A 24,109-nucleotide genomic window follows, 5' to 3' on the forward strand; every position below is an offset into this window, starting at 1 on the left:
TCTTAATCCTCCTCCCCCTCCGGCTGATCCATCCCCAACTCATTAATTTTCCGGGTCAGCGTATTCCGCCCCCAACCCAGCAGAATGGAGGCATCCCGGCGGCGGCCACCGGTGTGCTTCAATGCCGTTTCAATCATGATCTTTTCGAACTCGGGCACCGCGGTATCGAGTATGCCTTTCTTGCCGCGCTTCAGTTCTTGTTCTGCCCAGTTTCTCAGCCCTTCCTGCCAGGTGAGGCCGGTGGCGGCGTGCTCGGTGTCGGCCTGGTGTAGCAGTTCCGGGGGCAGGTCATCAATGTGGATTTCCCGGCCGCTGGCCATGACCGTCAGCCAGCGGCAGGTGTTTTCCAGCTGGCGGACGTTACCGGGCCAGGGCAGGGTGGTGAGGTATTCCTCGGCATCCGGGCGCAGGATCTTGGGTTCTACTGCCAGCTCTTTGGCTGCTCGCTTGAGGAAATGCTGCATCAGGCGTGGAATGTCTTCGCGGCGTTCAGCCAGCTTGGGCAGGTGCACGCGAATCACATTCAGGCGGTGGAACAGGTCTTCCCGAAAGTTGCCGGCCTGTACCAGTTTTTCCAGGTCTTGATGGGTTGCGGCGATGATGCGCACATCCACCTTGATGGGGGTGGTGCCGCCCACCCGGTAGAACTCACCATCGGCCAGCACCCGCAGCAGCCGCGTCTGGGTGTCGGCGGGCATGTCGCCGATTTCATCGAGAAACAGGGTGCCGCCGTTGGCCTGTTCAAAGCGGCCCTGGCGGGCGGCACCGGCGCCGGTGAAGGCGCCTTTTTCGTGGCCGAACAATTCGGATTCAATCAGGTCTTTCGGTATCGCCGCCATGTTCAGGGCGATGAACGGGTTTCGTGCCCTGGGGCTGTGATTGTGCAGGGCCTGGGCCACCAGTTCTTTACCGGTGCCGCTCTCACCGTTGATCAGTACGGTGATGTTGGAGTGAGACAGCCGGCCAATGGCCCGGAAAACCTCCTGCATGGCCGGGGCTTCACCGATAATTTCGGTATTGCGTGGTGTAGCATCGGCCTGTGGTTCGCTGGCGGCGCGTTTCTCATGGCTGTGGGCTACGGCCCGCTTTACCAGTGCGACGGCGTCATCCACATCAAAGGGTTTGGGGAGGTATTCGAAGGCGCCGGTCTGGTAGCTGGTCACCGCGCTTTCAAGATCCGAGTGCGCGGTCATGATGATAACCGGCACATCCTGATGCAGTTCGACGATCTGGGAGAGCAGGGTAATGCCATCCACGCCTGGCATCCGGATATCGCTGATGATGGCGTCCGGCTGCTCGTGTTCCAGCCGCATCATGATGCTGTCGCCGCTGTCGAATACGCGCGGTTGCATGCCAGCCTGGCTCAGGGCGCGTTCCAGCACCCATCGAATACTTCTGTCATCGTCGATAATCCAGACGTTTGCCGGTTGGCTCATTTGCTGTCCTCCAGAGGCAGGAAGATGATGAAATCGGTTCTTCCGGGCTCACTCTCGCACTCCACCAGCCCCCGATGCTGGCCGATGATGCTTTGGGTAATGGAAAGGCCGAGTCCGGTACCCAAGGCCCGACCACTGATCATGGGGTAGAAGATGTTCTGCAACAGCTCCGGCGGGATGCCCGGGCCGTTATCGATGATGTCGACCCGGCACACCAGCCGGTGGCGACGATGGCCGATGGTGAACTGCCGCAAGGCCCGGCTGCGAAAGGTAATGGTGGGCGTTGCTGAACGCCCGCTTGCGGCTTCGTTTTCGAACGCCGCCTCCATGGCGTTGCGGGCGATGTTCAGGAAAGCCTGGATCAGTTGCTCTTTGTCGCCGGGAAACTCCGGGATACTGGGATCGTAGTCGCGTCTCAGGCGAACCCGGCCTTTGCTTTCGGCTTCAATCAGGGTGCGGACCCGCTCCAGAATTTCGTGGATATTGGTGGGCGCAATCTTCAGGGCTTTGTTCGGGCCGAGCATGCGATCCACCAGGCTGCGCAGACGGTCCGCCTCGTCGATAATCACACGGGTATACTCACGCTGGTCGTCGTCTGAAAGCTCACGGTCCAGCAGTTGCGCCGCGCCACGGATGCCGCCCAGCGGGTTCTTGATCTCGTGGGCCATGCCCCGCACCAGGATACGCGTGGTCTCCTGTTGCGAGATGATGTCTTCTTCCCGGCTGATACGCATGAGTCTGTCTCGGGGCTGGATCTCGATCAGCAGTTCGGTCGGGTCCAGGCTGATGGGAGTCACCGAGTAATCCACCGTCAGTCTGGCACCGCTGATCAAGGCAAATTCAGCTTCCCGGCGGGTGTAGGACTGGCCGTTCTCCACTGCGGCATGCAGAGTGGTCAAGGCATCTTCGGAATCCACCAGAACCTCCTGTAAGGGGAGGCCATGGCTTCGGGTCATACTGGTTTCAAACAGGCTCTCGGCGGCGGGGTTGAGGTAACGGATAGCCAGATCATCGCCAAGTACCAGTACTGCGGTTGTCAGACTGTCCAGAATGCTCTTGTAACTGCTTCCGGATGTGGTGACTGGATGGGATGGCATGCGTTGCTTCCGTTCTCGACTCATTGGTTGTATCCCTGTGGCTGCAAAAAGCGAACCAGTTTTGTGATGTCGGGTAGCCAATGGGCAAGGGTCGGGCAGAGCGGGCGCAGCGGCCGGTGCGTGCTGCTGTAGCTTGGTGCAGTAGTGAACGGTCAGGCGACAGGCAGCCCGGATTTTGCCCCTTGGCTGCCCAAAGTATGGTCACAACATGGTGCAATTGCACCATGGTGGTGCAGATAAGATTTAGTTGAGAACGGATGGGCGGTGAATCGTGAAGGTAATTGAATTGCCGGATTTCACGCGTACTCCGTTTTCATCGACAATATGAACGCCCGCATTGTGAGTGCCCCGGTCGATATTGCTGACGGCTACTGAGCCTGAGCTGCTTTGCCCGACCGGTTGTCCATCCAGGGTCACTTCAAATTTATGGCCCCGCTTCAGCGGTGGTGTACTTTGAACCTCGAAAGTGACGTTGCCGTTGCCGCTGTGAAAGGCCTGTTCATTGGCCGGATACTGGAATGAGACAGCCTGGTAGGCTGCGCCCTCACGTTCCACCCGCTCGCGGAGTTGTTCGGGTTCCTGAACCGCTTCCGGCTTGGGCAGGGTGATGGTGGTCACGGGCTTCACCTGGACCTCTTCACCGCCTTCCATGGGTTCGTCGGAAAAGGTGACGTTGCCATAGGCGTCAACGTGGCGGTAGACCTCGCTATGTGCTGTGGTCGAAGCCAGCATCAGCAGGCCAGCGGCGAGTACGAACGGTGCTTTCATGGCGATAACCTGTGGTAATGAACTGCTTTGATTATCGATTGCGGGCAAGGTCATTTCAATGTTGTGGCCTGCTTCCTTGGTTACATATCGTTAAGGGCGTGGGTCTTGGTTAAGAACTGGGATTGAGGCCACAAAAAAGCCCCGCACGGGGCGGGGCTTCTGGTCTGCATAGTCTGCACCGAATTGGTGCAGGGCTTTAGCAGGAGTAGTACAGATCGAACTCGACCGGGTGAGTGGTCATGTTCAGACGCTCGACTTCGCCACGCTTCAGGTCGATGTAGCCTTTGATCATGTCTTCGGTGAACACGCCGCCACGGGTCAGGAACTCGTGGTCTGCTTGCAGGCAGTCCAGGGCCTCGGACAGAGTCTCGGCAACCTTCGGAATGTTCAGGGCTTCTTCCTTCGGCAGGTCATACAGATCCTTGTCCATGGCATCGCCAGGGTGGATCTTGTTCTGGATACCGTCCAGGCCGGCCATCATCAGGGCAGCAAAGGCCAGGTACGGGTTAGCGGCCGGATCCGGGAAGCGCACTTCAATACGACGAGCTTTCGGGCTGTTCACGTACGGAATACGGATGGAGGCAGAACGGTTACGGGCAGAGTAGGCCAGCATAACCGGTGCTTCATAGCCCGGAACCAGGCGCTTGTAGCTGTTGGTGGCCGGGTTGGTGAAGGCGTTGATGGCCTTGGCATGCTTGATCACACCGCCGATGTAGTACAGGGCTGCTTCGCTCAGGCCCGCGTAGCTGTCGCCGGCAAACAGGTTCTTGCCGTCTTTGCTCAGGGACATATGAACGTGCATACCGGAGCCGTTGTCACCCACAACCGGCTTGGGCATGAAGGTGGCGGTCTTGCCGTAGGCGTGAGCTACGTTGTGCACGCAGTACTTCAGGATCTGAACTTCGTCTGCTTTGCGGGTCAGGGTGTTGGCGCCAACACCGATTTCACACTGGCCAGCGGTGCCCACTTCGTGGTGGTGAACTTCAATTTCCAGGCCCATGGATTCCATGGCGGCACACATGGCACCACGCAGGTCGTGCAGGCTGTCGACCGGCGGAACCGGGAAGTAGCCGCCTTTTACGCCCGGGCGGTGGCCAATGTTGTTGCGGTCAAAGTCTTCACCGGAAACCCACGCGGCTTCTTCAGAATGGATGTGGTAAGAAGCGCCTTGCATGTCCACGTTCCATTTGACGGAATCGAACACGAAGAACTCAGGCTCCGGGCCGAACAGAGCGCCATCAGCGATGCCGGTGGACTTCAGGTATTCTTCGGCGCGACGGGCAACAGAACGGGGATCGCGCTCATAACCCTGCATGGTAGAAGGCTCTACAATGTTGCAGGTGATGTTGACGGTGGTTTCTTCGGTGAACGGGTCCAGAACGGCGGTTTCGTCGTCCGGCATCAGGATCATGTCGGATTCGTTGATGCCTTTCCAGCCGGCAATGGAGGAGCCGTCGAACATCTTGCCGTCAGCGAAAAAGTCTTCGTCCGCCTCGGTGGCGGGCAGGGTTACGTGCTGCTCTTTACCACGGCTGTCGGTGAAACGCAGGTCAATCCACTTGACTTCGTGTTCTTTGATCAAATCAATCGTCTTGGACATTGTGCATGCTCCGTAAGGTTTTACATGTTCGTTGTGCCGGATCGTTCAGTGTTCTGAGGCCCGATCTTTTTTCAGGTCAGGGAAGCTTACCAGAAGCTTGTGGTCCTTACCTTCACTATGCGGCTGCTTTGGCATAAGCAATCGGCTTGCCAGTTTTTGTCGGCTGCGCCAGAACAGCGCAGCGACAAGGCTTTCGGGCTAATGTGGCGCAGCTTTCTGGCCGAAGACCATGCTTATTGCACCACTGCAGTGCACCATGGTGGTGCAAGTTCTCTGATAACGCATAATTATGGTGCAAGCCCCGATTGGTTACATATTAGGCACTAATCTTCATATTATCGCCATGGACTTTTCGATATACTGCGCGCCGCTAATTTCTTCAGGATACCCGTTGTGATTGATAAGCTTAGAAACGTTGCCATTATTGCCCACGTTGACCATGGCAAGACCACCCTGGTTGACCAGCTGCTGCGCCAGTCTGGCACGCTGGATCGGAAAGAGCTCGAAAACGAGCGTGTAATGGACTCCAACGACCAGGAAAAAGAACGTGGCATTACCATTCTGGCAAAAAACACTGCTCTAAAATGGAAAGACTACGACATCAATATCGTAGACACCCCGGGCCACGCTGACTTTGGTGGTGAAGTAGAGCGTGTAATGAGTATGGTGGACAGTGTGCTGCTGGTGGTGGATTCCATCGACGGCCCCATGCCGCAAACCCGTTTCGTGACTCAGAAAGCTTTCGCAGCGGGCCTGAACCCGATTGTGGTCGTGAACAAAATTGACCGTCCGGGTGCCCGCCCGGATTGGGTGGTGGATCAGGTGTTTGACCTGTTCGACAACCTTGGTGCCACCGATGAACAGCTCGACTTCCCGATAGTCTATGCCAGTGCGCTGAACGGCATCGCCGGCATGGATCATGAGAATCTGGACGACAACATGGACGCTGTGTTCCAGGCCATTGTTGATCATGTGCCAGCGCCTTCGGTTGATCTGGATGGCCCGTTCCAGATGCAGATCTCCCAGTTGGACTACAACAGTTTCCTGGGTGTTATCGGTATCGGTCGCATTATGCGAGGTAAAGTGAAGACCAACACCCCGGTGGTGGCTATCGGTGCCGACGGCAAGAAGCGTAACGGTCGTATCCTGAAGATCATGGGCCACTCTGGCCTGCAGCGTGTGGAAGTTGAGGAAGCCCAGGCTGGCGACATTGTGTGCGTGAGTGGTCTGGACCAGCTGTTCATATCTGACACTCTTTGTGATCCCTCCAACGTAGAAGCCCTTCCGGCGCTGACCGTTGATGAGCCCACCGTATCCATGACGTTCCAGGTAAATGATTCACCGTTTGCCGGTAAAGAAGGCAAGTATGTGACCAGCCGGAACATCAAGGAGCGCCTGGAAAAAGAGCTACTGCACAACGTAGCGCTGCGGGTTGAAGAAGGCGACTCGGCCGACAAGTTCAAGGTATCCGGTCGTGGTGAGCTGCACCTGTCGGTTCTGATCGAGAACATGCGCCGCGAAAACTTCGAGCTGGCCGTGGGCCGGCCGGTGGTGGTCATCAAGGAAGTCGACGGCCAGAAGCAAGAGCCGTACGAAAACGTGATCATCGACATCGAAGAGCAGCACCAGGGCCCGATTATGGAGCAGATGGGGCTGCGCAAAGGTGACATGACTAACATGATCCCGGACGGCAAGGGCCGTATCCGCCTGGAATACACCATTCCGGCCCGTGGCCTGATCGGTTTCCGTAACACCTTCCTGACCATGACTTCCGGTACCGGCATCCTGACCTCCACCTTCAGCCACTACGGCCCGGTGAAGATGGGTGACGTAACCAGCCGTCAGAACGGTGTCATCGTTTCCATGGCCACCGGTACTGCGCTGACCTACTCCCTCGAAACTCTACAGAGCCGGGGTAAGCTGTTCCTGGACCCTGGCCAGGAAATCTATGAAGGCCAGCTCTGCGGTATCCATAGCCGTGACAACGACCTGGTGGTTAACCCCACCAAGGGCAAGAAGCTGGACAACATGCGTGCCTCTGGAAAGGACGAAGTGATCGGCCTGGTGCCGCCCATCAAGTTCACTCTGGAGCAGGCGCTGGAGTTTATCGACGATGATGAACTGGTTGAGGTGACGCCCAAGTCGATTCGTCTGCGCAAGAAGCTCCTGACCGAAAACGAGCGTAAGCGCGCTAACAAGAAGTAATCCCTCAGGGGCCGGGACATCGTTGTGAGGCGGTAAACGCTTCCGTCTGTTTTCCTGGCCCCTGTATTTTTCTCGCCTGTCTCAGCTAGACTGCCGTTATCCCCGAAACGGAGTTTTTCATGCTGACCCTCTATCCTGAAATCGAGCCCTACGCCCGCCACCGATTGGCGGTGGATCATCCCCATGAGCTGTACCTCGAGGAATCCGGCAATCCGGACGGAATTCCGGTGATTGTCTTTCATGGCGGGCCGGGTGGCGGTTGTGAGGACTACCACCGGCGCTTTTTCGATGCCGAACGTTTCCGGATTATTTTGCTGGATCAGAGGGGCGCCGGACGATCGACCCCGTTGGCCGAGCTGGAGGGTAACAGGACAGACAAACTGGTTGAGGATCTTGAAGCGGTTCGGCATTTTCTCGGCATCGATCGCTGGTTGCTGTTTGGGGGAAGCTGGGGCTCGACGCTAAGTCTGGTTTATGCCGAGACCCACCCTGACCGGGTTCTGGGGTTGGTGTTGCGGGGTATCTTTCTGTGTCGGCCCCGGGATATTCACTGGTTTTATCAGGACGGCGCCAGCCGGGTATTCCCGGATTACTGGCAGGATTACCTTGCCCAGATTCCGGAGGTGGAGCGCGACGATATGGTGGCGGCCTACTACCGGCGCCTGACCAGCGCTAATGAGCTGGAACAGATTCAGGCCGCGAAAGCCTGGTCCGTCTGGGAAGGGCGGTGCGCCACTCTGCATCCCAATCCCAAGGTGGTGGAGCATTTTGGGCATCCTCATGTGGCCATAGCGCTGGCCCGGATTGAATGCCACTATTTCATGAATAATTCGTTCCTTGAGCCCGACCAGATCGTGCGTGATGCCTCGCGGCTAAAGGACATTCCGGGCGTCATTGTGCACGGCCGCTATGACATTGTTTGCCCGCTGGATAATGCCCTGGCTCTGAGCAAGGCCTGGCCGGAGGCGGAGCTTCAGATCATTCGTGATGCCGGCCACTCGGCATCCGAGCCAGCGATTGTAGATGCCCTGATGCGGGGCGTTGAGAGTGTGGTTGCCAGAAGTCTTCCCTCAGTTGGCTGAGAATGCGACTTTTTATTGATCTGACAGGGTTGCGGTGGTCTTGCGGGCTCTATACACTTTTCGCGTTTCAGAAATTTAACCTTCGGTGTTACCGCTCAAGGGACTGAATGAAAGGACTGATCCAGCGCGTTTCGGAAGCCAGTGTAGCCGTAGATGGTGAAACGATTGCCCGTATTGGTCCCGGGCTGCTCTTGCTCCTTGGCGTAGAAAGGAACGATACACTGAATGAGGCAAAGGAACTGTGCCGAAAAATCCTCTCCTACCGGGTTTTCCCCGATGAGCAGGGCCGGATGAACGTGAATGTTCAGGATGCCGGTGGCTCATTGCTTGTTGTCCCCCAGTTTACGCTTGCTGCTGACACGTCATCTGGCACGCGCCCGGGTTTTTCCCTGGCTGCTGCACCGGAGCTGGCGAACCGGCTTTACGGTGACTTTGTGGCTGAAGCGAGTGGTCTGCTGGGTGCTGGACGTGTGGGTACGGGGGAGTTTGGTGCTGATATGAAAGTGGCGCTGATCAACGATGGTCCGGTTACCTTTATGTTGGAATCTGGCCAGAGAGGGTTGTGCACAAAAATGTGACGCAGTTGCCTGCAGTGCCTCACGAAAGTGCGTGATTTGAGGTATTGTTTTGTGGCCCTCGGCTGAGGAAGCGTTGAGCGTAAGATAACCGGTTGTTTTTCTGATTTTTTTGGTTATCTGGCCCTGAATTTGTTGTGGAAATGGGAGAGGTTGTTAGTCCAGGCTGATCTAACGACAAAGGTTACGAATGCAAATGGGGCTAAAAAATAGCCATTAAAAATTTGCAAAAAATGGCACATTGTATTAAAACAGGTTCATCACGCAGAGCTTTAATAAAGCTGTGTAAGTGGTTGAGATCTAAGGCAAGCGTGCTTGTCTTATAAAAAGAAGAAAAGCTGTTCCCACAGGAATGACCGGGGCCAGTCAGATACCCGGCAGGCAGAGCCCAGGGCTGTGCCGGCCAATAAAAATCGGGATTTAGACCCGTCGAAAACCTGAGTTAACTCAAAAAGGAAGACGCAACATGAAAAAAACGATTCTTGCTTCTGCTATTGCAGCTGCAACCTTCTCTGGCGCTGCCATGGCACAGTCTACTCTGTCTGCCTCTGAGCTGGCGGCAAAGATGGATTCCATGCCGACTGTTTACGGTAACATTCAGTACGCGATCACCCACACCAACGTTGACGGTGGTGGCTCCGAGGTCAAGCACTTTGACAACGGCACTACTCTTGGTGTGAAGCATGACCACGAAGTTGCTCCGGGAATCACAGGCTTCTTCAAGCTGGAGCTCGAAGATATCAATGCTGATGATAAGAGTGGCAGCAACGGTATCGACGGTCTTGACGAAGCCTACATCGGTATTAAGGGCGACAGTTTTGGTCAAGTTTGGGTGGGTTCTGACGACTCCATGTACGAGTCTGCCATTGACGAAATCTACAACTTTCACGAAGTTGGTTCAGATATTCAGGGCAACTACGACACTGGCGAAGGTGACTTGATTCAGTATCTGTCTCCGAGCTTCAGTGGCCTGACTTTCGGTGCTGCTGTGCAGTTCAATGGCGACAACGATGCTAAAGATGGCGACAAGTCGTTCCCGTATCAGCTGGCTGCCATGTATGAAGTTGACGCCCTCGAGTTGGCATTCGCGATTGACTCCAACGATAACGGCAATGGCAACAACGAAAACACCTATGGCCTTCGTGCAAGCTATAACCTGGACAATCTGCGTCTGACAGGCTCATACGAAACCCGTAAAGATGTTGCTGACATTTTCGGTGTGATGGGCGTTTACACCATGGGTAAAAACCAGTTCGCTCTGTCCTATCAGCTGAATGACGACGATGAGTCTGGTGATAAGAACGACACCATCATTCTGCAGGCGCTGCACAACGTGTCTGACCACATGTACGTGTATGTTGAAGGCTACCTGAGCAACGCAGACGAAGAAATCTATTCTATTGAAGATGAGCCCACGTCAGGTTCTGGCGACGAGCAGTCCATCGCCGCTATCGGCGCTGTTTACTACTTCTGATCAGCTAATAAGCTAGTCAAGTAGTATCGAAAGCCGGTGATTCTGTCACCGGCTTTTCTGTTTTTACAGGAAGAGAAATCATCAGGAGCGTTTCAGTGGCCACGGAACTTGAAGTCAAGCTGACCCTTTCAGAATCCGCGCAGTCCCGGGCCTTCGAGTGGCTCAAAGGTCGACCGGGTGCAAGCGAAGGTCCGGTCAAAATACTGGTCAATCGCTACTACGACACCCCGAATGCCGGGTTAAACCAGGCCCGTGCTGCTTTGCGAGTCCGTCAGGCTGGTGATCGCTATATCCAGACCTTGAAAACCCAGGGCGAGTTCGTAAACGGAGCCCATCGCCGCCAGGAGTGGGAGTGGGATCTGCCGGGGCCGGATCTGGATCTTGGGCTTTTGGAGCAGACTCCGTTGAGGTCTCAGGTCGACCTTGACGAGTTGGCGTTGGCATTCGAAACCAACTTCCAGCGGCGCATTATCATGCTGGAACAAGCGGAGTCTGTAATTGAGGTCGCTCTGGACTCAGGCGAAGTGGTAGGTGGAACGCGGGCAAGGCCTCTTCATGAGGTGGAATTTGAGCTGAAAGCGGGAGAGCCCGCAGCGTTGCTTGAAAACGCCCGTGCTCTTGCGCAAACGGTTCCGGTTTTTCTTAACCTGGTAAGCAAAGCCGAGCAAGGTTATTACCTTGCCGGAATCTACTGCCCGTCTCTGGTGCTGCCTGCTTCCGGGGTCAGCTCGGTATCTTTTCTGCATTATCTGAGTCAGGCCTGGTTAACCGGTGACACGATATGTCTGCCCGCAAGCGCGCTTGCGAAGATTGAGCCGCAGGTGGAAGCGGCCGGACTATTGCCCGTTTGGAGGCCGGTAGCCAAGGCGCTGCAAGCCGGAATTACGGTGCCGACCCTGGTTGAGCAATTTCCTGAGTTCGGTCAGTTGCAACTAGCGCTCGCTGCCGCCGGCTGACGGGGGCTCTTCAGAGCTCTCGGTGGCGGCTTTCTGGTTTTGCTCATGCATGGTGCGCCACTGCTTGAGAAACTCCCGGTACCGGTCCAGCGCTTCCTCTACCACTGAAACCTCCGGCGTCTCGCTGGAACGCACCAGAACAATCAGCCCCTTGCCCTCAACCTCAGCGTTGGTATCCGGGTGGCAGATGACTTCATTGTCGTGATCGATGTAGGCCAGAGCGGTTCCAATACCGTGGCGGATCAGAGCACTGACAATATCCGCCCAGGTAAGGTCGTCGAGTTTGAGATCATAACGATGCGGATGATCTCGCTCGTAGTTGAACATGTCTTCCAGAACCTTTTCGGAACCTGGGGCGACCACGGAGCGAACCATGATTTCAGGGTAGGTGCGCACGGGGCGAATGGTGGTGCGAACGCCCAGTGCTTTGAATCTTGCACGGTTGTGGTCGCCGACACATTCAACCGTGGTTCTGCCGCCCAGATTGGATTCGGCCAGTCGATGGGCGATATCGAAGGTCAGGCTGTCTGACATCGGGTCTGATTCGTCGGCTGCCAACACGATGATGTGCTTGGCGCTGCCAGCGTGCACGGATTTCAGGGCTTCCGGGTCATTTCCTGCGCCGTGAAAGTGAACGACGCCGCAGTCGGACAGTTCCGCAGGCAGCCCTCCTGGAAATTGCCGCGTAAGCAGCATAATCGGCACCGTGTGGTACTCGGGGACCGAGCGAATCTGCGAGGCGAATCGCATGAAGTACTGCTCGCCGCCGCTTCGGGGAGTGTTGATGATGACAATGTGGTCTTTCATTTTGTAGATCCAACGTCCAGTCAGTATGCGTTCTCTGCGGTAGAAACGGTATTCGATGTAATCACTGACGATCAGGGTCAGTAGTGTAATGGCGGAGATAAACATCAGCAGGATGGTACTGATGCGGCCTACGGGCGTGACCGGGGAGTAGTCGCCATAGCCCACGGTAACCAGCGTCGTCATGGTGAGCCATACGGCTTCAAAGAACGAGAGTGGCTCTGCTGCCCACAGGATAAGAATCTGCGCCGATACCAGTCCCCCGAGGATGGCAAAGAGCCGGTTGATCCGACTTCTTATAAGTCCGCCCATAGGGAGGTGGGATTGGGTATGTTCCGGATTCAGAGGGCGTTTATTTCGCATCATGGAGAGCGGGTGCCTGTTCAGTCCTTGGCGAGTTCGTTATACAGTACCTGAAATATATCAGAGAGACAGAGGGTTGCGTTATGTCTGAGCCATGGGCTTCACTGCCGGACGTACTCAAGGAGGAGATTTCCGGATGCTGGCCATCGGTATTCCCGGAGGGGCTGCCAGGCTGGCTGGCCGGTGACCCTGTCTCCGAGGCCGATGCGGCAGAGGCTATTTCCCGTAGCCTGTTTCTCCGGCAAACCCTTGAACGACATCCGGAGCAGATTCAGCCCGCCGTTGCTGCCCGGCCTTTAGCCGAACCAACCACCGAGGCCTGGCTGGCTGATCGCTGGCGCGATTACCTCCAGAACGTTGACTCTGAACCGGCGTTGCATGCGGCACTTCGCCAGTACCGGCGGGAAGTGCAGTTCCGGATTATCTGGCGCGATCTCATGAAGTGGGCCGATCTGCATGAAACCATGACGGCCACCAGTGCCTTTGCGGATACCGCCATCGATGGTGCCTTGAATTGGCTTTACGAGCGAGCCTGTGAAGAGTTCGGTACTCCAATGGGCGATGATCCGGTAACAGGGCAAGAGGCACCCCAGAAAATGGTGGTGCTTGGAATGGGCAAGCTTGGCGGCCGGGAGCTGAACGTTTCCTCGGATATCGATCTGATTTTTGCGTTTCCCTCGAAAGGCGAAACCCATGGCGGCCGGCGTGCTCTGGATAATCAGCAGTTCTTTATCCGGCTTGGCCAAAGGCTGATTCAGGCGCTGGACCAGATTACCGCCGATGGTTTCGTGTTTCGGGTGGATATGCGCTTGAGGCCATATGGCCAGAGTGGTGCGCTCGCCCTGAGCTTCGCCGCCCTGGAAACCTATTACCAGGATCAGGGGCGCGACTGGGAGCGTTATGCCATGGTCAAGGCCCGCGTCGTGGCGGGCGACCAGCGCGCCGGTGAGGTGCTGATGGCTAGCCTCAAACCCTTCGTTTACCGCAAATACATTGATTTCAGTGCGTTCGAGTCTCTTCGTAGCATGAAAGAAATGATCAGCCGGGAAGTTCGCCGGAAGGGGCTGGAGAACAATATCAAGCTCGGCAGTGGCGGCATTCGGGAAATTGAGTTTGTGGTGCAGGCGTTCCAGTTAATCCGCGGCGGGCGTGACCGGGAGCTGCAACAGCGTGAGTTGCTGCAGATCTTGAAGGAGCTGGAGGAACTGGAGTTGCTTCCGTCCCGGGTGGTCGGTGAGCTGAGGGGCGCCTATGTGTTCCTTCGCAATCTCGAACATGCCCTTCAGGGTATGGAAGACAAGCAGACCCAGGTTCTGCCTGAGGATGCGCTTTCCTGCGCTCGGGTTGCGAGGATTATGGGCTTCGATAGCTGGGAAGACTGCCTGTCTGCGCTGGATGAGCATCGAAGCCGGGTGGCTCGTCATTTTGCGGATATCATCGCCACGGAAGAACAGGATGACGCCGATGAGGGTGGTGTCGACGATGGCTGCTACGAGCTGTGGCTGGCGGAAATGGATGAAGCCAGTGCCCTGGGCTGGCTGGAGCAAAGCGGGTTTGAGGACCCGGATGGCAGTTATAAGCGCCTGACCAGCCTGCGCGACAGTCGCACCGTGCAGACTCTGCAGACCCAGGGGCGTAAGCGGCTCAATCAGTTTGTGCCGCTCCTGATTAACGCCCTGATGGATGTAGAGAATCCTTCGGAAACGCTGGACCGTGTGCTGCAACTGGTTGAAGCCATTTTGCGCAGAACCGCCTATATGGTTCTGTTGATGGAAAATCCCGGAGCCATGACGCAGTTGGTGCGGCTGTGTAGTGAAAGCCCCTGGATTGCGCGCCTGCTGGCGGATACGCCCTTGCTCCTGGACGAACTTTTGAATGCGGAGAGCCTATACAGTCCGCCGGCCAAGGAAGAGTTGCAGGATGATTTGCGTCAGCAAATGCTGCGGATTCCGTATGAAGATCTGGAAGAGCAGATGGAGGCTCTGCGTTACTTCAAGAAGGCCCATGTGTTGAGGGTGGCGGCCTCAGAGCTGAAGGGCACGCTGCCGCTGATGAAAGTGAGTGATTACCTGACCTGGATTGCCGAGGTGGTGCTGGATCATGTAGTGGATGTGGCATTCTCGAATCTGGTCAGCCGGCACGGTTACCCGCGGCGCGCCGATGGCTCCGCCTGTGATACCGATTTCGCCATCATCGGTTACGGCAAGCTCGGTGGTATCGAGCTGGGCTACACCTCAGATCTGGATCTGGTGTTTGTGCACCAGGCTGACCCTCAACTGGCCACCGATGGCGACAAGCCTATTGATAACGCCGTGTTCTATACCCGGCTTGGCCAGCGAATCGTGCATATTCTCAGTACCCAGACACCCTCCGGGCAGCTCTACGAAGTGGATATGAGATTGCGCCCGTCGGGTAACTCCGGCTTGCTGGTGAGTACCTTGCAGGCGTTTGAGAAATACCAGCAGGAGGACGCCTGGACCTGGGAGCATCAGGCGCTGGCCCGCGCCAGGGGCGTGGCTGGTTGCGACGATACGCTCAAAGCGTTCGAGGATATTCGCCACCAGATACTGTGCCGACAACGGGATAAGGCGTCTCTTCGGCAGGAGGTGGTTGATATGCGTGAGAAAATGCGCAGCAACCTCGGAACGCCCGAGGCCCGGCAGAATGGCGTTTTCCACATCAAGCATGACAACGGTGGCATCGTAGATGTCGAGTTCATGGTGCAGTACCTGATGCTGGCTTGGTGCCCGGAACACCCGGAGCTGACCCAGTGGAGTGATAACATCCGCCAACTGGAAGAATTAGGCCGCGCAGGCGTTTTGCCAGTAGAAGACACTGAGCGGCTGCGGGAGGTGTTCATCACACTGCGCTCCACCATCCACCGCAGAGCTTTGCAGAATCTCAACAGTCAGGTCGAGGGCGGAGCCTTCACAGAGGAGCGTGACTACATCCAAAGTATGTGGAAAAAAGTCATGGTTGAGTAGCAAGCTAAATTTATTTCAGGCGGCGTTTGCTGCTAGAATGCCAGTTCCCCGAAAACCGCTTACTCAGGAGCAGAACAGAATGTCGATGGCTGATCGCGATGGCCTTATCTGGCTGGATGGTGAAATGGTTCCCTGGCGGGAAGCCAAAACCCACGTCCTCACCCACACCCTGCACTATGGCCTGGGTTGCTTTGAAGGTGTGCGTGCCTACAACACCGCGAATGGCCCGGCGATTTTCCGCCTGAAAGAACATACCGATCGTCTGTTCCGTTCAGCGCATATCCTGAACATGAAAATGCCGTTCTCCAAGGACGAGATCAACGAGGCCCAGCGAGCAGCGGTGCGGGAAAACAATCTCGATGAGGCTTATCTGCGCCCGATGGCATTTCTGGGCTCCGAAGGTATGGGCCTGCGCGCCGATAACCTGAAGGTGCACGTGATGGTTGCCGCCTGGAGCTGGCCGTCTTACATGTCTCCGGAAGCGAAGGAGCTGGGCATCAAGGTGCGCACCTCGTCCTACACTCGCCACCATGTAAACATCACCATGTGCAAGGCGAAGGCCAACGGTAACTACATCAATTCCATGCTGGCCCTGAATGAAGCCATCTCTGGTGGTGCCGAGGAAGCGCTGCTGCTGGATAACGAGGGCTACGTGGCGGAAGGTTCCGGTGAGAACATCTTTATCGTGCGTGATGGTGTATTGCACACCCCCGAGCTGACTTCCTGCCTGGAAGGTATCACCCGTGCCACTATCATTGACTTTGCCCGAGACCTTGGTCTGCAGGTCAAAGAGCGCCGCATTACCCGCGATGAGGTGTACGTTGCTGAGGAAGCGTTCTTTACTGGCACGGCTGCCGAAGTGCTGCCTATCCGCGAACTGGATGGTCGCCAGATCGGTGAAGGTAAGCGCGGGCCGGTTACGGAGAAGCTGCAGAGCATGTATTTTGATGCGGTGAAGGGGAGGTTGGCTGCGCATCAGGAGTGGCTGACGGCAGTTCGCTAACCCGGAAATCGTGTTCGATCAGTGTAGAAGCCGCCCCAAGTTTCCCGTGGGGCGGCTTTTTTATTAGAGTTGTTGGTGAATGGCCTTGTGAGAGGTTCAGTGGTGGGCTCAGATACGGAAGTACATATAAAACGCGATGGCATCAACGCACTGGTGGTGCCTGGGTGGGCAGGGCAGTTCGACCCTGATTGGTTTGACCCTGGTTATTGGGGTGAGCGTGCGGTGCCGGTTTCGTCGGGAGGGCGTGGGAGTGCCTGGTTTGTTGAGCGCAGCCCTGAGCATTGGGTTCTTCGTCATTATCGTCGGGGAGGACTGGCTGGAAAGCTGATACATGACCGGTACCTGTACGCAGGCGAGGCGCACGTTCGCTCGTTCGCTGAATTCCGGCTGTTAATCCAGCTTCGTGTTTTGGGACTGCCTGTACCTGAGCCTGTGGCTGTTATGTACCAGCGCAGAAGATTGTTTTATTCCTCGGCCATTATCATCGAACGCCTTCACGGTGTTCGCCCATTAGGGGATGTTGCTCTAGCCTTGGACAAGCACCGTTGGCGCGAAATCGGGCAAGTGATTCGCCAATTCCATGATGCGGGTGTGTATCACGCGGATTTGAACTGTTTCAATATTCTGGTCGGAGAGACCTCAATCCACCTGATCGATTTTGATAAAGGTGAGCTTCGAGCGCCTCTATCACCGTATCGCACCTCCTGGAAAGGCAATACTGTAGGTCGGTTGAAGCGTTCCCTGAACAAGGCTTATGGTGACGAACTGGAGCGCCAATGGCAGTTTTTCCTTGAGGGGTACAACGTCTCCACTAACGTGTAATGAGAGAACTCAAGAGATCCTGCATAGCGTGTTTTTGATTCACCATTGAATACGTTTGGGCAAGACATGCCGCCGCCTGACTGGCCCGCCTGCCGGCGCCGGGGTCTGTCAGAATGTTCTGCGCGGTTTTTCCCCAGTCCTCCAGGTTGTATCCGCTTATTACTTCTGGCACTGAGTTGTCCCGCATCAACTCAGCAACGCCGACGTTGTCACTTGCGATCGTCGGTACTCCACAAGCCAATCCCTCCAGGACTACACGGCCATACTCTTCAAGTAAGGCAGGGAAGATGTGTAAATCCAAGGCATGAAACAATTCGTGAACGTTTGGTACCGGGTCAATAAATCGAATCCGGGACTGCAAGTCGTGTGCAGATATTTGTTCGGCAAAACGAGTACGGTCTGATTTTCCCACGACAAGGAATTCAATAGGCAAAGATGTGTTTGCTGCGAGAAATCCGGCGATCTCCAGAAAGAAGTGAACGTTTCGCTTGGTAAAGTCTCCGGACGTGATCAGCCCAACAACCGTGGAGGTTTCCGGTATCTGCAACTCTCGGCGAGCTATTCTCCGTAGCTCCTCTTTGCCCGATGTACTGAACAGACTGGTATCAACGCCCTGGTAGAAAACACGTAGCTTCTCTTCGGGTACTGAATATCGGCGATGGAAATCATCGGCCATAAGTTTGGAGTTGGTGATGAGTACCCGGTAATCTCCATCGGAGATAACGGAGTCGTGGAAGGCTGCTACATCAAGCTCCGGAGTGCCGCATTTTTCTTCATGCAACCTGACACAGTTGTGCATCACCAAGATGTCGTTGCTGTGGCTGTCACCATGACTGAAAAAGAGGTCGAAAGAGTTTGCTCTTAACCAGCGTTGTACTCGCGTATCAAACCAGGTTCTGCGATAGGCTCCTTTGATTGGCCATCGCATGATGCGAACGAAATCCGCTCCACATTCATCCAGGATTTTTCGGTTATAGCGTTCTGCGATGATCGTAATGTCATAGCCCAACGCCTTGAGGTACTGGCAGTGTTCAATAACATTCCGAACAGCACCTGTGTACCTCTGAATTTGTCTGATAGCGATGACGGCTTTCAATTTAGATTCTTCCTGTGAGTGTTACAGATGAACCACGCAGCAATAGCATAATACAAACCATAGTTCTGAATAACTCTCCTCTGATCAAACAGGGTGATTGTAAGCCCAAAGAAGATGAAGGATAGAAAAATCACAGCCAGCGTAACACGGAGAATATGGTGGTTCCGATGGCTGCCAGGGCGAGGTGTGGCCAGGTAGAACAAGGGAAGAGTCAGCATTAATAGCAAAAGAAACAGACCTATCAGGCCGTGAGATGCAAGCTGATACAGGTATTGATTGTGAGGCTCGGAAGAAAAATCGGACATGAGTGGTTTTAGGTGCCCTTCTGAAATCCGGGTAAGGATTTCGGTTCGGTATCCAGAGAAACCAGAACCAATAACAGGTGCCTCGGTAATCACATTCAATGCTGCATCCCACATGAGCAAGCGCATTCCCATGGAGGTGTACAACTGACCTTCTGAAAATTTATCCAGCTCACTCAGGGTTAGCTCATATCGTTCGGAGATAGGGTCAACATACTTGACTGAGACGATGGCAGCAGACGCGACGAGCGCGAGCGTAATGACGAAGTAGCGAATTTGGTTTCGAGTAACGCTGAACCAGAACCCAACAGCGAGGAGTGCCAGAAATAGTGCAACGAGGCCGCCCCGGGATCCGGACTCCATAAAGGCTATCAGTGCGCCAACACTTCCCGCCGCGGCTATCACATACCAGTGACGTTTGCTCTGGGTGAGTAATCCTCCAACGCAGAGTATCAAGGTAATTAGGGCGATATTGCCAAAATGGATGGCATGAACCAGTCCGTCTAACCTGCCCTCGCCATCGTGCACAATCCAATACCCCAGAAACACCAGACCGCTCAGGGAAAAACTCAGTAACAGATCTTTTGACCGGAACCGCGCATGAAACAGGAGTGCGATGACAGGAATGCTGATCAAGAGCAGGGCATGTCGCTCGACACGGGATTTCGCGAAATCGCTGGGATCAACGAGCCAGTAAATAATGATTGACCACACAAAGAAGAGAAAAGGCGTGGCAACGAATAGCAGGGCTTTTGGTTCAAAGCAGAGTCTCTCTCGCACATTGGCGCTGATCGCAAATGAGACGATTCCCACGAGACCCAAAAGATACCAAAGGGCACTGCCGTACCCATCAACGATGACGCTGAGTGCAGGGAAGGTGCCAATGACGATAAGCAGTAAATATTTGAGTGTGGATGCCAGGCCACTTTGAACTGGGGTCATTTTATGCTGCCTGACTCACTGATGCGTCTGATTTTGTGGAGTTTGAAGAGGGTCTCCAGCTTGACAGGATGCACATGGACCAAGCGTTTCAGAAACAGGTTTGCCTTCACTGAAGCTGGTGCTTTAGGGAAGTCCGGGTCACAGTAACGGCGATAAATCTCTTGCCATTCCCAGTGTTGCCATTGGGCGCATTGCCCTTTGGTACGTGAGATTCGGGCGGTTCCGAGAAATTTCTGGCAAAGCCCCAAACCGAGCTCTGGAGGGGAGGCAATTATCAGATTGTTGGCGAAACACAGATCAGACTGGTTCATCTTGAGGGGCGATCTGTCAAGTAAGCCGTTGATACTTAATGATGAATCAAATTTCCTCAGGGCTTTTATCCAGAACATCTGGGTGCAATCGGGCGGATAATCTGTAAATAGAGTGTCCTCGCTATCACGAATCGGGTCCTGGGCGTCGTCAAAAAGGGCAAGATCCCAAAGGGCTTTCAAATCTTCGGTTAAGCCAAAATAGAAGAAGTCGGAGAGGTGGAAGGGTACCCGGAATCCTTTGGCATACTGTCTTGTGAACACGTTTGAGACGACAACTCTCTCTTTCAGAAAGCAATGCGTTGAGGTTCTTTTGGGGTATGCTCGTTGCAGGGCTACGAAGTTATTTCCCGTCAGATAGTTGTCACTGCGTAATTTGACGGCGTATTTTGTGGTGACTTCTTTCAGGCCCTCACGGGTTGAAACTATCTGCCTGTTATTATTGAAACGATGTGGTGCGCCGTCCCTTCCAAAAAACCTGACATTAGACCCTGGATCGTCGGAAATAACGAGCCGATCGAAATCGAGTCCAGCGAGCTCCTGGCCGGGCCATGTTGAGAGAATCAAGGTGCTGCCAGGAAGATGCCGTCGAACTGACTCCAGGCATTTTTGGGTAATGCCTGGTTCTTGTTCGCGGTCTTGAAAGCTTTGAACAGGACCCTGGACAACCACGCTAATGTCAGAAAAGTCGCTCATTCTCATGCTCGTATCAGGTTTCATATGCCAATATCGAAGCCAATAGACTCTTCAAGCATTTCTTTTAGGTCGTCGCTGTTTCGTTTGATATTTATCGCGTCACAGCTCTTGAACGGGTTTGTTCTGGCGTAATCATTGATTACGATTCTTCGGCCATGCACCAGGCCAAAAATAATATCGTCGTAAGGAATATTTAATCGCTCAAGTTGCTGGATGGTCGCTTCTCGAAAGCTTTCCTTTCGCGACGTAGTGATAATTATCTGGACTTTCCCAGATTTGTGGAGTTTGTTCAGGACCTGAATGTTCTTTGTTATACCATCGGTTTCGCCCCAATATGGAGAGTTGTACTGGGCCGAATTCTCTACTAAGGTTCCATCAAGGTCTACGAAAAGCGTAGAGTATTGAGCCTTATATTGATTCCACTCGCGAATCGTTCCCCAGTCACAATAATCTTCACTATGCAGGGCGTTGAAAGTGTGGCCGTCGAGAAGCATCTGATAAATGATATTAGATATGTAAAGGTCGGGCGAGTCGCTGCTCAGCTTTTCATAAGTGTCCATAAATGTTTGGGCTGACTCAAAAACGTAACCTCCCACACAGAACGTTGAGCTAACGATCTTTTTCTCAACAATATTTTGGACAAAGCCGTATTCATCAATGTCTATATAGCTTTTGTTTCGTGCGTTAACGGTTTCTAGCTCGTGGAGATCCAGACAACAGACGTGGTTTCCCTCCCTAACGGGAGCAGAGAACTGGTTGTCAGAGTCTTTAATGAATATTGGACCGGTGATGCCCGCAGTCTTGAGTCCTTGATAAACCGTCTCGGGCTGGTTTCGTGTGCGTTCTTCCAGCATGATAAAACGAAGTTTGTCTCTGTGGCCAATTTCATCAAACTGAGTTTCAATCGCGACTCGTACGGAATGTTTGTCTTCATGCTCCTGTAAGCAGATCAAGTTGATACTTTCAAATTTATCCAGGTCCAGCTTTTTGATCGCTTCGACAATCATCATGTGGCCCCTGGGGTGAGTAAGGAGCCATTTTGGTTTCATGTCTGGGAACCGTGATGAGCTTCCAGCAACTGGCAGAATAAGGTGCATTTAGTCCTCCAGAGTCTTCAGGGATGTTTGAATGAAATTTAAAGTGGTTGTGTCGTTGGCGTACGGCAAAATTCTTAGAACGTTGACAGATTGGAGTATGTTGTACTCTTTCCCGGAGATTCCGAGAGCTGAAAGCTTACTTTTTGTAAATATATCCAATTGCCGGAGGCCTTGGCAGACTCGAAGATGAGAGAATGGCTTTTTGGATTTGGCGAGAGACCAGTGAAGGTGTGTATCCTGTCGAAGCTTGACTAGGTCCATGATTGGGGAATCGATGTAGCTGTCCAGGAAATCGAATAGGCCGATGCAATCACCATTGGCAGAAAAAACGATGTTGGACAGGGTAAAATCGCCGTGACACCAACCATTCGGAATATTAATTTCTTTTTTTGTTAATCGGTTTCGCAATTTATTCCCGAAGTGCTGGTCGATCTCTTGTTTTTGAGGCTCCCCTGAAATGTTGCGAGATATTTCATCCAGCTTTAACAAAGCCGACGTATTAACTGTTTGGTAGTCGGTTCGCAGGTTGTGATCGATGAAGCCTTCGATTGCTTTGATACTTTGCATTAACGCAGGCACGGAACAAACGCCAAGGAAGTCGATGAAGTTCAGGTAGGGTAGAAATTCCATTCGTGCGGAATAGAGGCCGGGATTATCCGCTTCATCATAGAGTTCTGGGACTATTATGGCAGGGTTCGTAAGTGCGTGTCGGAAGTCGTTTTGTTTGCGAATTTGTGCCTGGAGACGCGGAATATACGACGGGAGTGCGCATTCTTTTTCAACCATGATTCGCTGGTCATGAGTAAGCAGCCTTACGGTGCATCCCGAATTGCCAGAAATCTCAATTGAAGGCTGATGTAGCATTCCCGCTCCTTAGCTTTCTATTTGGTCTTATGTAATCACACTAGACCGATGATCTATCGTGGATAATCTGGTCAACATGCGTTAGCAGAGATAGTGAGGCCTCGTTGTTCGACAACGTCACAAAGAGGCTGCCGGTCAACACCCTTACCTTTGTGCCGATACCGGCTCGTTCCGCTGCTGCAACGTCACTTGGTTTATCCCCGACCATAATGCACTCCGCCGGGTCCAGCTCAAACTCCTCAATCCCCCTCAATATCATCCCCGGCTTCGGCTTCCTGCAGTCACAGTCTCGTTCACCTGCAGGTCCGAAATCCGGATGATGCGGACAATGATAAACCTTGGAGATGGTCACGCCCTGTTCCTTGAAGCGTTCCACCATCCAATCTGTGAGTTCCCGGAATTGGGCTTCGGAGTACATACCTCGGGCAATGCCGGATTGATTGGTGACGACAATCAACAGGTAGCCCCTTTCCTGAAAATGCCGGCAGGCTTCGAAAATCCCGTCTACAAACTCGAAATCCTCTTTGCGGTATACATAGCCGTGATCCACGTTGATCACGCCATCCCGGTCCAGAAATACGGCTTTGTTGGTCATAGGTTCTGTTCCTGAATACAGCGGTCCAACATGTCGATAACCTGTTCTGTCGTGATGTTTTCCATCAACTCTGCGCCCTTGAGTCTCTGGCCCCAGCGGCTCTGCTCTGGGGTCTCGCCTCGCGTCTGCTTCAGTGCGGGGGTATAGGCGTCTACCACGTAGTTTTGCCAAAGGTAGGGGCCGGTACGTTTCGGGTTGCTGTGAGCGTAGAGGCCAATAACGGGTGTGCCGGCAGCAACGGCCATGTGGGCCGGGCCGGTGTCTGGTGCGAGCACGAGGCTGGCCTCACCAATCAGGGCGAACAATTGCTTCAGGCTCGACTGGCCAACCAGATTGTGCAAGGAATGTTTGGCATGGGCCTGAATGTTGGCAGCCAATTGCTTTTCATAATCGGCCGGCCCGCCACACAGATACACGGAAAAACCCTGACTGGCGGCGTAGTCGGCTACCGCGGCGTATCGGTCTGGCAGCCAGTTCCGCTCGGTGTTGGAGGCGGCGGCGGTGATGATCAGGTGTTTGCTGGTGTTCGGGTCGAGCTGGGCTTTGGCCCAGCCCCTGTCTTCCGCATTAACCGGAATGTTCCAGTCGGGCTCTTCGAGTGGGATGCCCAGCGATTTCTGGAACTGTCGGAAATTGTCCAGCACATGGACCTTGTCCGTTGGCTCGATCCGCTCGTTGATAAACAGGCTGTGCAGCTCTTTGCTTTTGGCTTTGTCGTAGCCAATTCGCCGCTTGGCGGAAATACACAAGCTGGCGAGATTCGCTCTCAGGGCGACTTGCATCAGTAGCAGGGCGTCAAATCGTTTGCCCTGGAGTTGGCGCCGAAGGTTGCGGTACGCGGCCATGCCCCGCTTCTTGTCAAACACGACAAAGTTGACGCCGTCCATGCCTGCCATCAGCGCGGCTTCGGCCTTGCCTATCACCCAAGTGATCTCAGCTTCCGGGTAATGTTGCCGGATGGCATTCACTACGGCAGCGGCGTTGCAGGTGTCGCCGATGGCCGACAGGCGCAGCAGGCAGATGGAGCGTGGCGCAGACAA

General features: G+C 54.4%; 20 protein-coding genes. 8 read left to right on the forward strand and 12 right to left on the reverse strand.

The features are described 5' to 3' along the window. Positions 1-2 precede the first annotated feature (2 nt). From ntrC to glnA, 4 genes are all read right to left on the reverse strand, one after another. Entirely contained in the window at positions 3-1,436 is a 1,434-nt protein-coding gene (gene ntrC, locus Q669_RS09380; RefSeq protein WP_011784285.1) for a nitrogen regulation protein NR(I), read from the reverse strand. Beyond that, positions 1,433-2,533 carry a nitrogen regulation protein NR(II) gene (gene glnL, locus Q669_RS09385; protein ID WP_022992046.1) on the reverse strand — a complete coding sequence of 367 codons (1,101 nt, stop codon included), beginning with the start codon at positions 2,531-2,533 and terminating at the stop codon, positions 1,433-1,435. The genes ntrC and glnL overlap by 4 nt, the downstream gene beginning before the upstream one ends. Before the next feature lie 243 nt (positions 2,534-2,776). Next, entirely contained in the window at positions 2,777-3,301 is a 525-nt protein-coding gene (locus Q669_RS09390; protein WP_031209479.1) for a DUF4124 domain-containing protein, read from the reverse strand. A 196-nt stretch (positions 3,302-3,497) separates the two neighbouring features. After that, the gene (gene glnA, locus Q669_RS09395; protein WP_011784288.1) at positions 3,498-4,901 is read right to left on the reverse strand and encodes a glutamate--ammonia ligase; all 1,404 of its coding nucleotides are present in this window, start codon (positions 4,899-4,901) and stop codon (positions 3,498-3,500) included. Positions 4,902-5,294: 393 nt separating this feature from the next. On the opposite strand from glnA, the gene typA reads away from it, so the two are divergent. The 5 genes from typA (at position 5,295) to Q669_RS09420 (ending at position 11,193) form a co-directional block, all read left to right on the forward strand. Further along, positions 5,295-7,106 (forward strand): translational GTPase TypA, encoded by a 1,812-nt coding sequence (typA, locus tag Q669_RS09400; RefSeq protein WP_011784289.1) that lies wholly within the window; start codon positions 5,295-5,297, stop codon positions 7,104-7,106. Positions 7,107-7,225: 119 nt separating this feature from the next. Next, entirely contained in the window at positions 7,226-8,188 is a 963-nt protein-coding gene (gene pip, locus Q669_RS09405; RefSeq protein ID WP_022992048.1) for a prolyl aminopeptidase, read from the forward strand. A 107-nt stretch (positions 8,189-8,295) separates the two neighbouring features. After that, positions 8,296-8,766, forward strand: coding sequence for a D-aminoacyl-tRNA deacylase (gene dtd, locus Q669_RS09410; RefSeq protein ID WP_022992049.1), 471 nt, complete (start codon positions 8,296-8,298; stop codon positions 8,764-8,766). A 463-nt stretch (positions 8,767-9,229) separates the two neighbouring features. Further along, a complete protein-coding gene (locus Q669_RS09415; RefSeq protein ID WP_022992050.1) occupies positions 9,230-10,237 on the forward strand; it encodes a porin in 1,008 nt (335 codons plus the stop codon). A gap of 95 nt (positions 10,238-10,332) precedes the next feature. Then, the gene (locus Q669_RS09420; protein ID WP_022992051.1) at positions 10,333-11,193 is read left to right on the forward strand and encodes a CYTH domain-containing protein; all 861 of its coding nucleotides are present in this window, start codon (positions 10,333-10,335) and stop codon (positions 11,191-11,193) included. Here Q669_RS09420 and Q669_RS09425 read toward each other — a convergent pair. Further along, the gene (locus tag Q669_RS09425) at positions 11,170-12,363 is read right to left on the reverse strand and encodes a potassium channel family protein (RefSeq protein ID WP_036149312.1); all 1,194 of its coding nucleotides are present in this window, start codon (positions 12,361-12,363) and stop codon (positions 11,170-11,172) included. The genes Q669_RS09420 and Q669_RS09425 overlap by 24 nt on opposite strands. Positions 12,364-12,443: 80 nt before the next feature. Between Q669_RS09425 and glnE the strand changes: the two genes are divergently transcribed. From glnE to Q669_RS19300, 3 genes are all read left to right on the forward strand, one after another. Next, positions 12,444-15,344, forward strand: a complete 2,901-nt coding sequence (gene glnE, locus Q669_RS09430) for a bifunctional [glutamate--ammonia ligase]-adenylyl-L-tyrosine phosphorylase/[glutamate--ammonia-ligase] adenylyltransferase (protein ID WP_022992053.1) — start codon at positions 12,444-12,446, stop codon at positions 15,342-15,344. A gap of 79 nt (positions 15,345-15,423) precedes the next feature. Further along, complete coding sequence (locus Q669_RS09435) at positions 15,424-16,347, forward strand: branched-chain amino acid transaminase (RefSeq protein WP_022992054.1); 924 nt, start codon at positions 15,424-15,426, stop codon at positions 16,345-16,347. A 75-nt stretch (positions 16,348-16,422) separates the two neighbouring features. Next, positions 16,423-17,169: a 3-deoxy-D-manno-octulosonic acid kinase gene (locus Q669_RS19300; RefSeq protein ID WP_160170555.1), complete on the forward strand. Its 747-nt coding sequence runs from the start codon at positions 16,423-16,425 to the stop codon at positions 17,167-17,169. Here Q669_RS19300 and Q669_RS09445 read toward each other — a convergent pair. From Q669_RS09445 to Q669_RS09475, 7 genes are read right to left on the reverse strand one after another with little or no spacing between them, the layout of a single operon-like run. Then, entirely contained in the window at positions 17,159-18,265 is a 1,107-nt protein-coding gene (locus Q669_RS09445; RefSeq protein ID WP_011784298.1) for a glycosyltransferase family 4 protein, read from the reverse strand. The two genes, Q669_RS19300 and Q669_RS09445, sit on opposite strands and share 11 nt — an antisense overlap. Continuing rightward, positions 18,262-19,509 (reverse strand): O-antigen ligase family protein, encoded by a 1,248-nt coding sequence (locus Q669_RS09450; protein WP_011784299.1) that lies wholly within the window; start codon positions 19,507-19,509, stop codon positions 18,262-18,264. Before Q669_RS09450 ends, Q669_RS09445 begins: the two co-directional genes overlap by 4 nt. Next, positions 19,506-20,513, reverse strand: a complete 1,008-nt coding sequence (locus tag Q669_RS09455; protein WP_049756919.1) for a WavE lipopolysaccharide synthesis family protein — start codon at positions 20,511-20,513, stop codon at positions 19,506-19,508. Before Q669_RS09455 ends, Q669_RS09450 begins: the two co-directional genes overlap by 4 nt. Before the next feature lie 20 nt (positions 20,514-20,533). Next, entirely contained in the window at positions 20,534-21,610 is a 1,077-nt protein-coding gene (locus Q669_RS09460) for a hypothetical protein (protein ID WP_011784301.1), read from the reverse strand. After that, entirely contained in the window at positions 21,611-22,474 is an 864-nt protein-coding gene (locus Q669_RS09465) for an aminoglycoside phosphotransferase family protein (protein WP_011784302.1), read from the reverse strand. It lies immediately after the preceding gene. Between the two features lie 40 nt (positions 22,475-22,514). Further along, complete coding sequence (gene gmhB, locus Q669_RS09470) at positions 22,515-23,069, reverse strand: D-glycero-beta-D-manno-heptose 1,7-bisphosphate 7-phosphatase (protein WP_011784303.1); 555 nt, start codon at positions 23,067-23,069, stop codon at positions 22,515-22,517. Then, on the reverse strand, positions 23,066-24,109 hold the full coding sequence (locus Q669_RS09475) for a glycosyltransferase family 9 protein (protein ID WP_011784304.1): 1,044 nt from the start codon (positions 24,107-24,109) through the stop codon (positions 23,066-23,068). Before Q669_RS09475 ends, gmhB begins: the two co-directional genes overlap by 4 nt.

It is taken from the genome of Marinobacter sp. C1S70 (genome assembly GCF_000475355.1).
Classification (GTDB): domain Bacteria; phylum Pseudomonadota; class Gammaproteobacteria; order Pseudomonadales; family Oleiphilaceae; genus Marinobacter; species Marinobacter nauticus.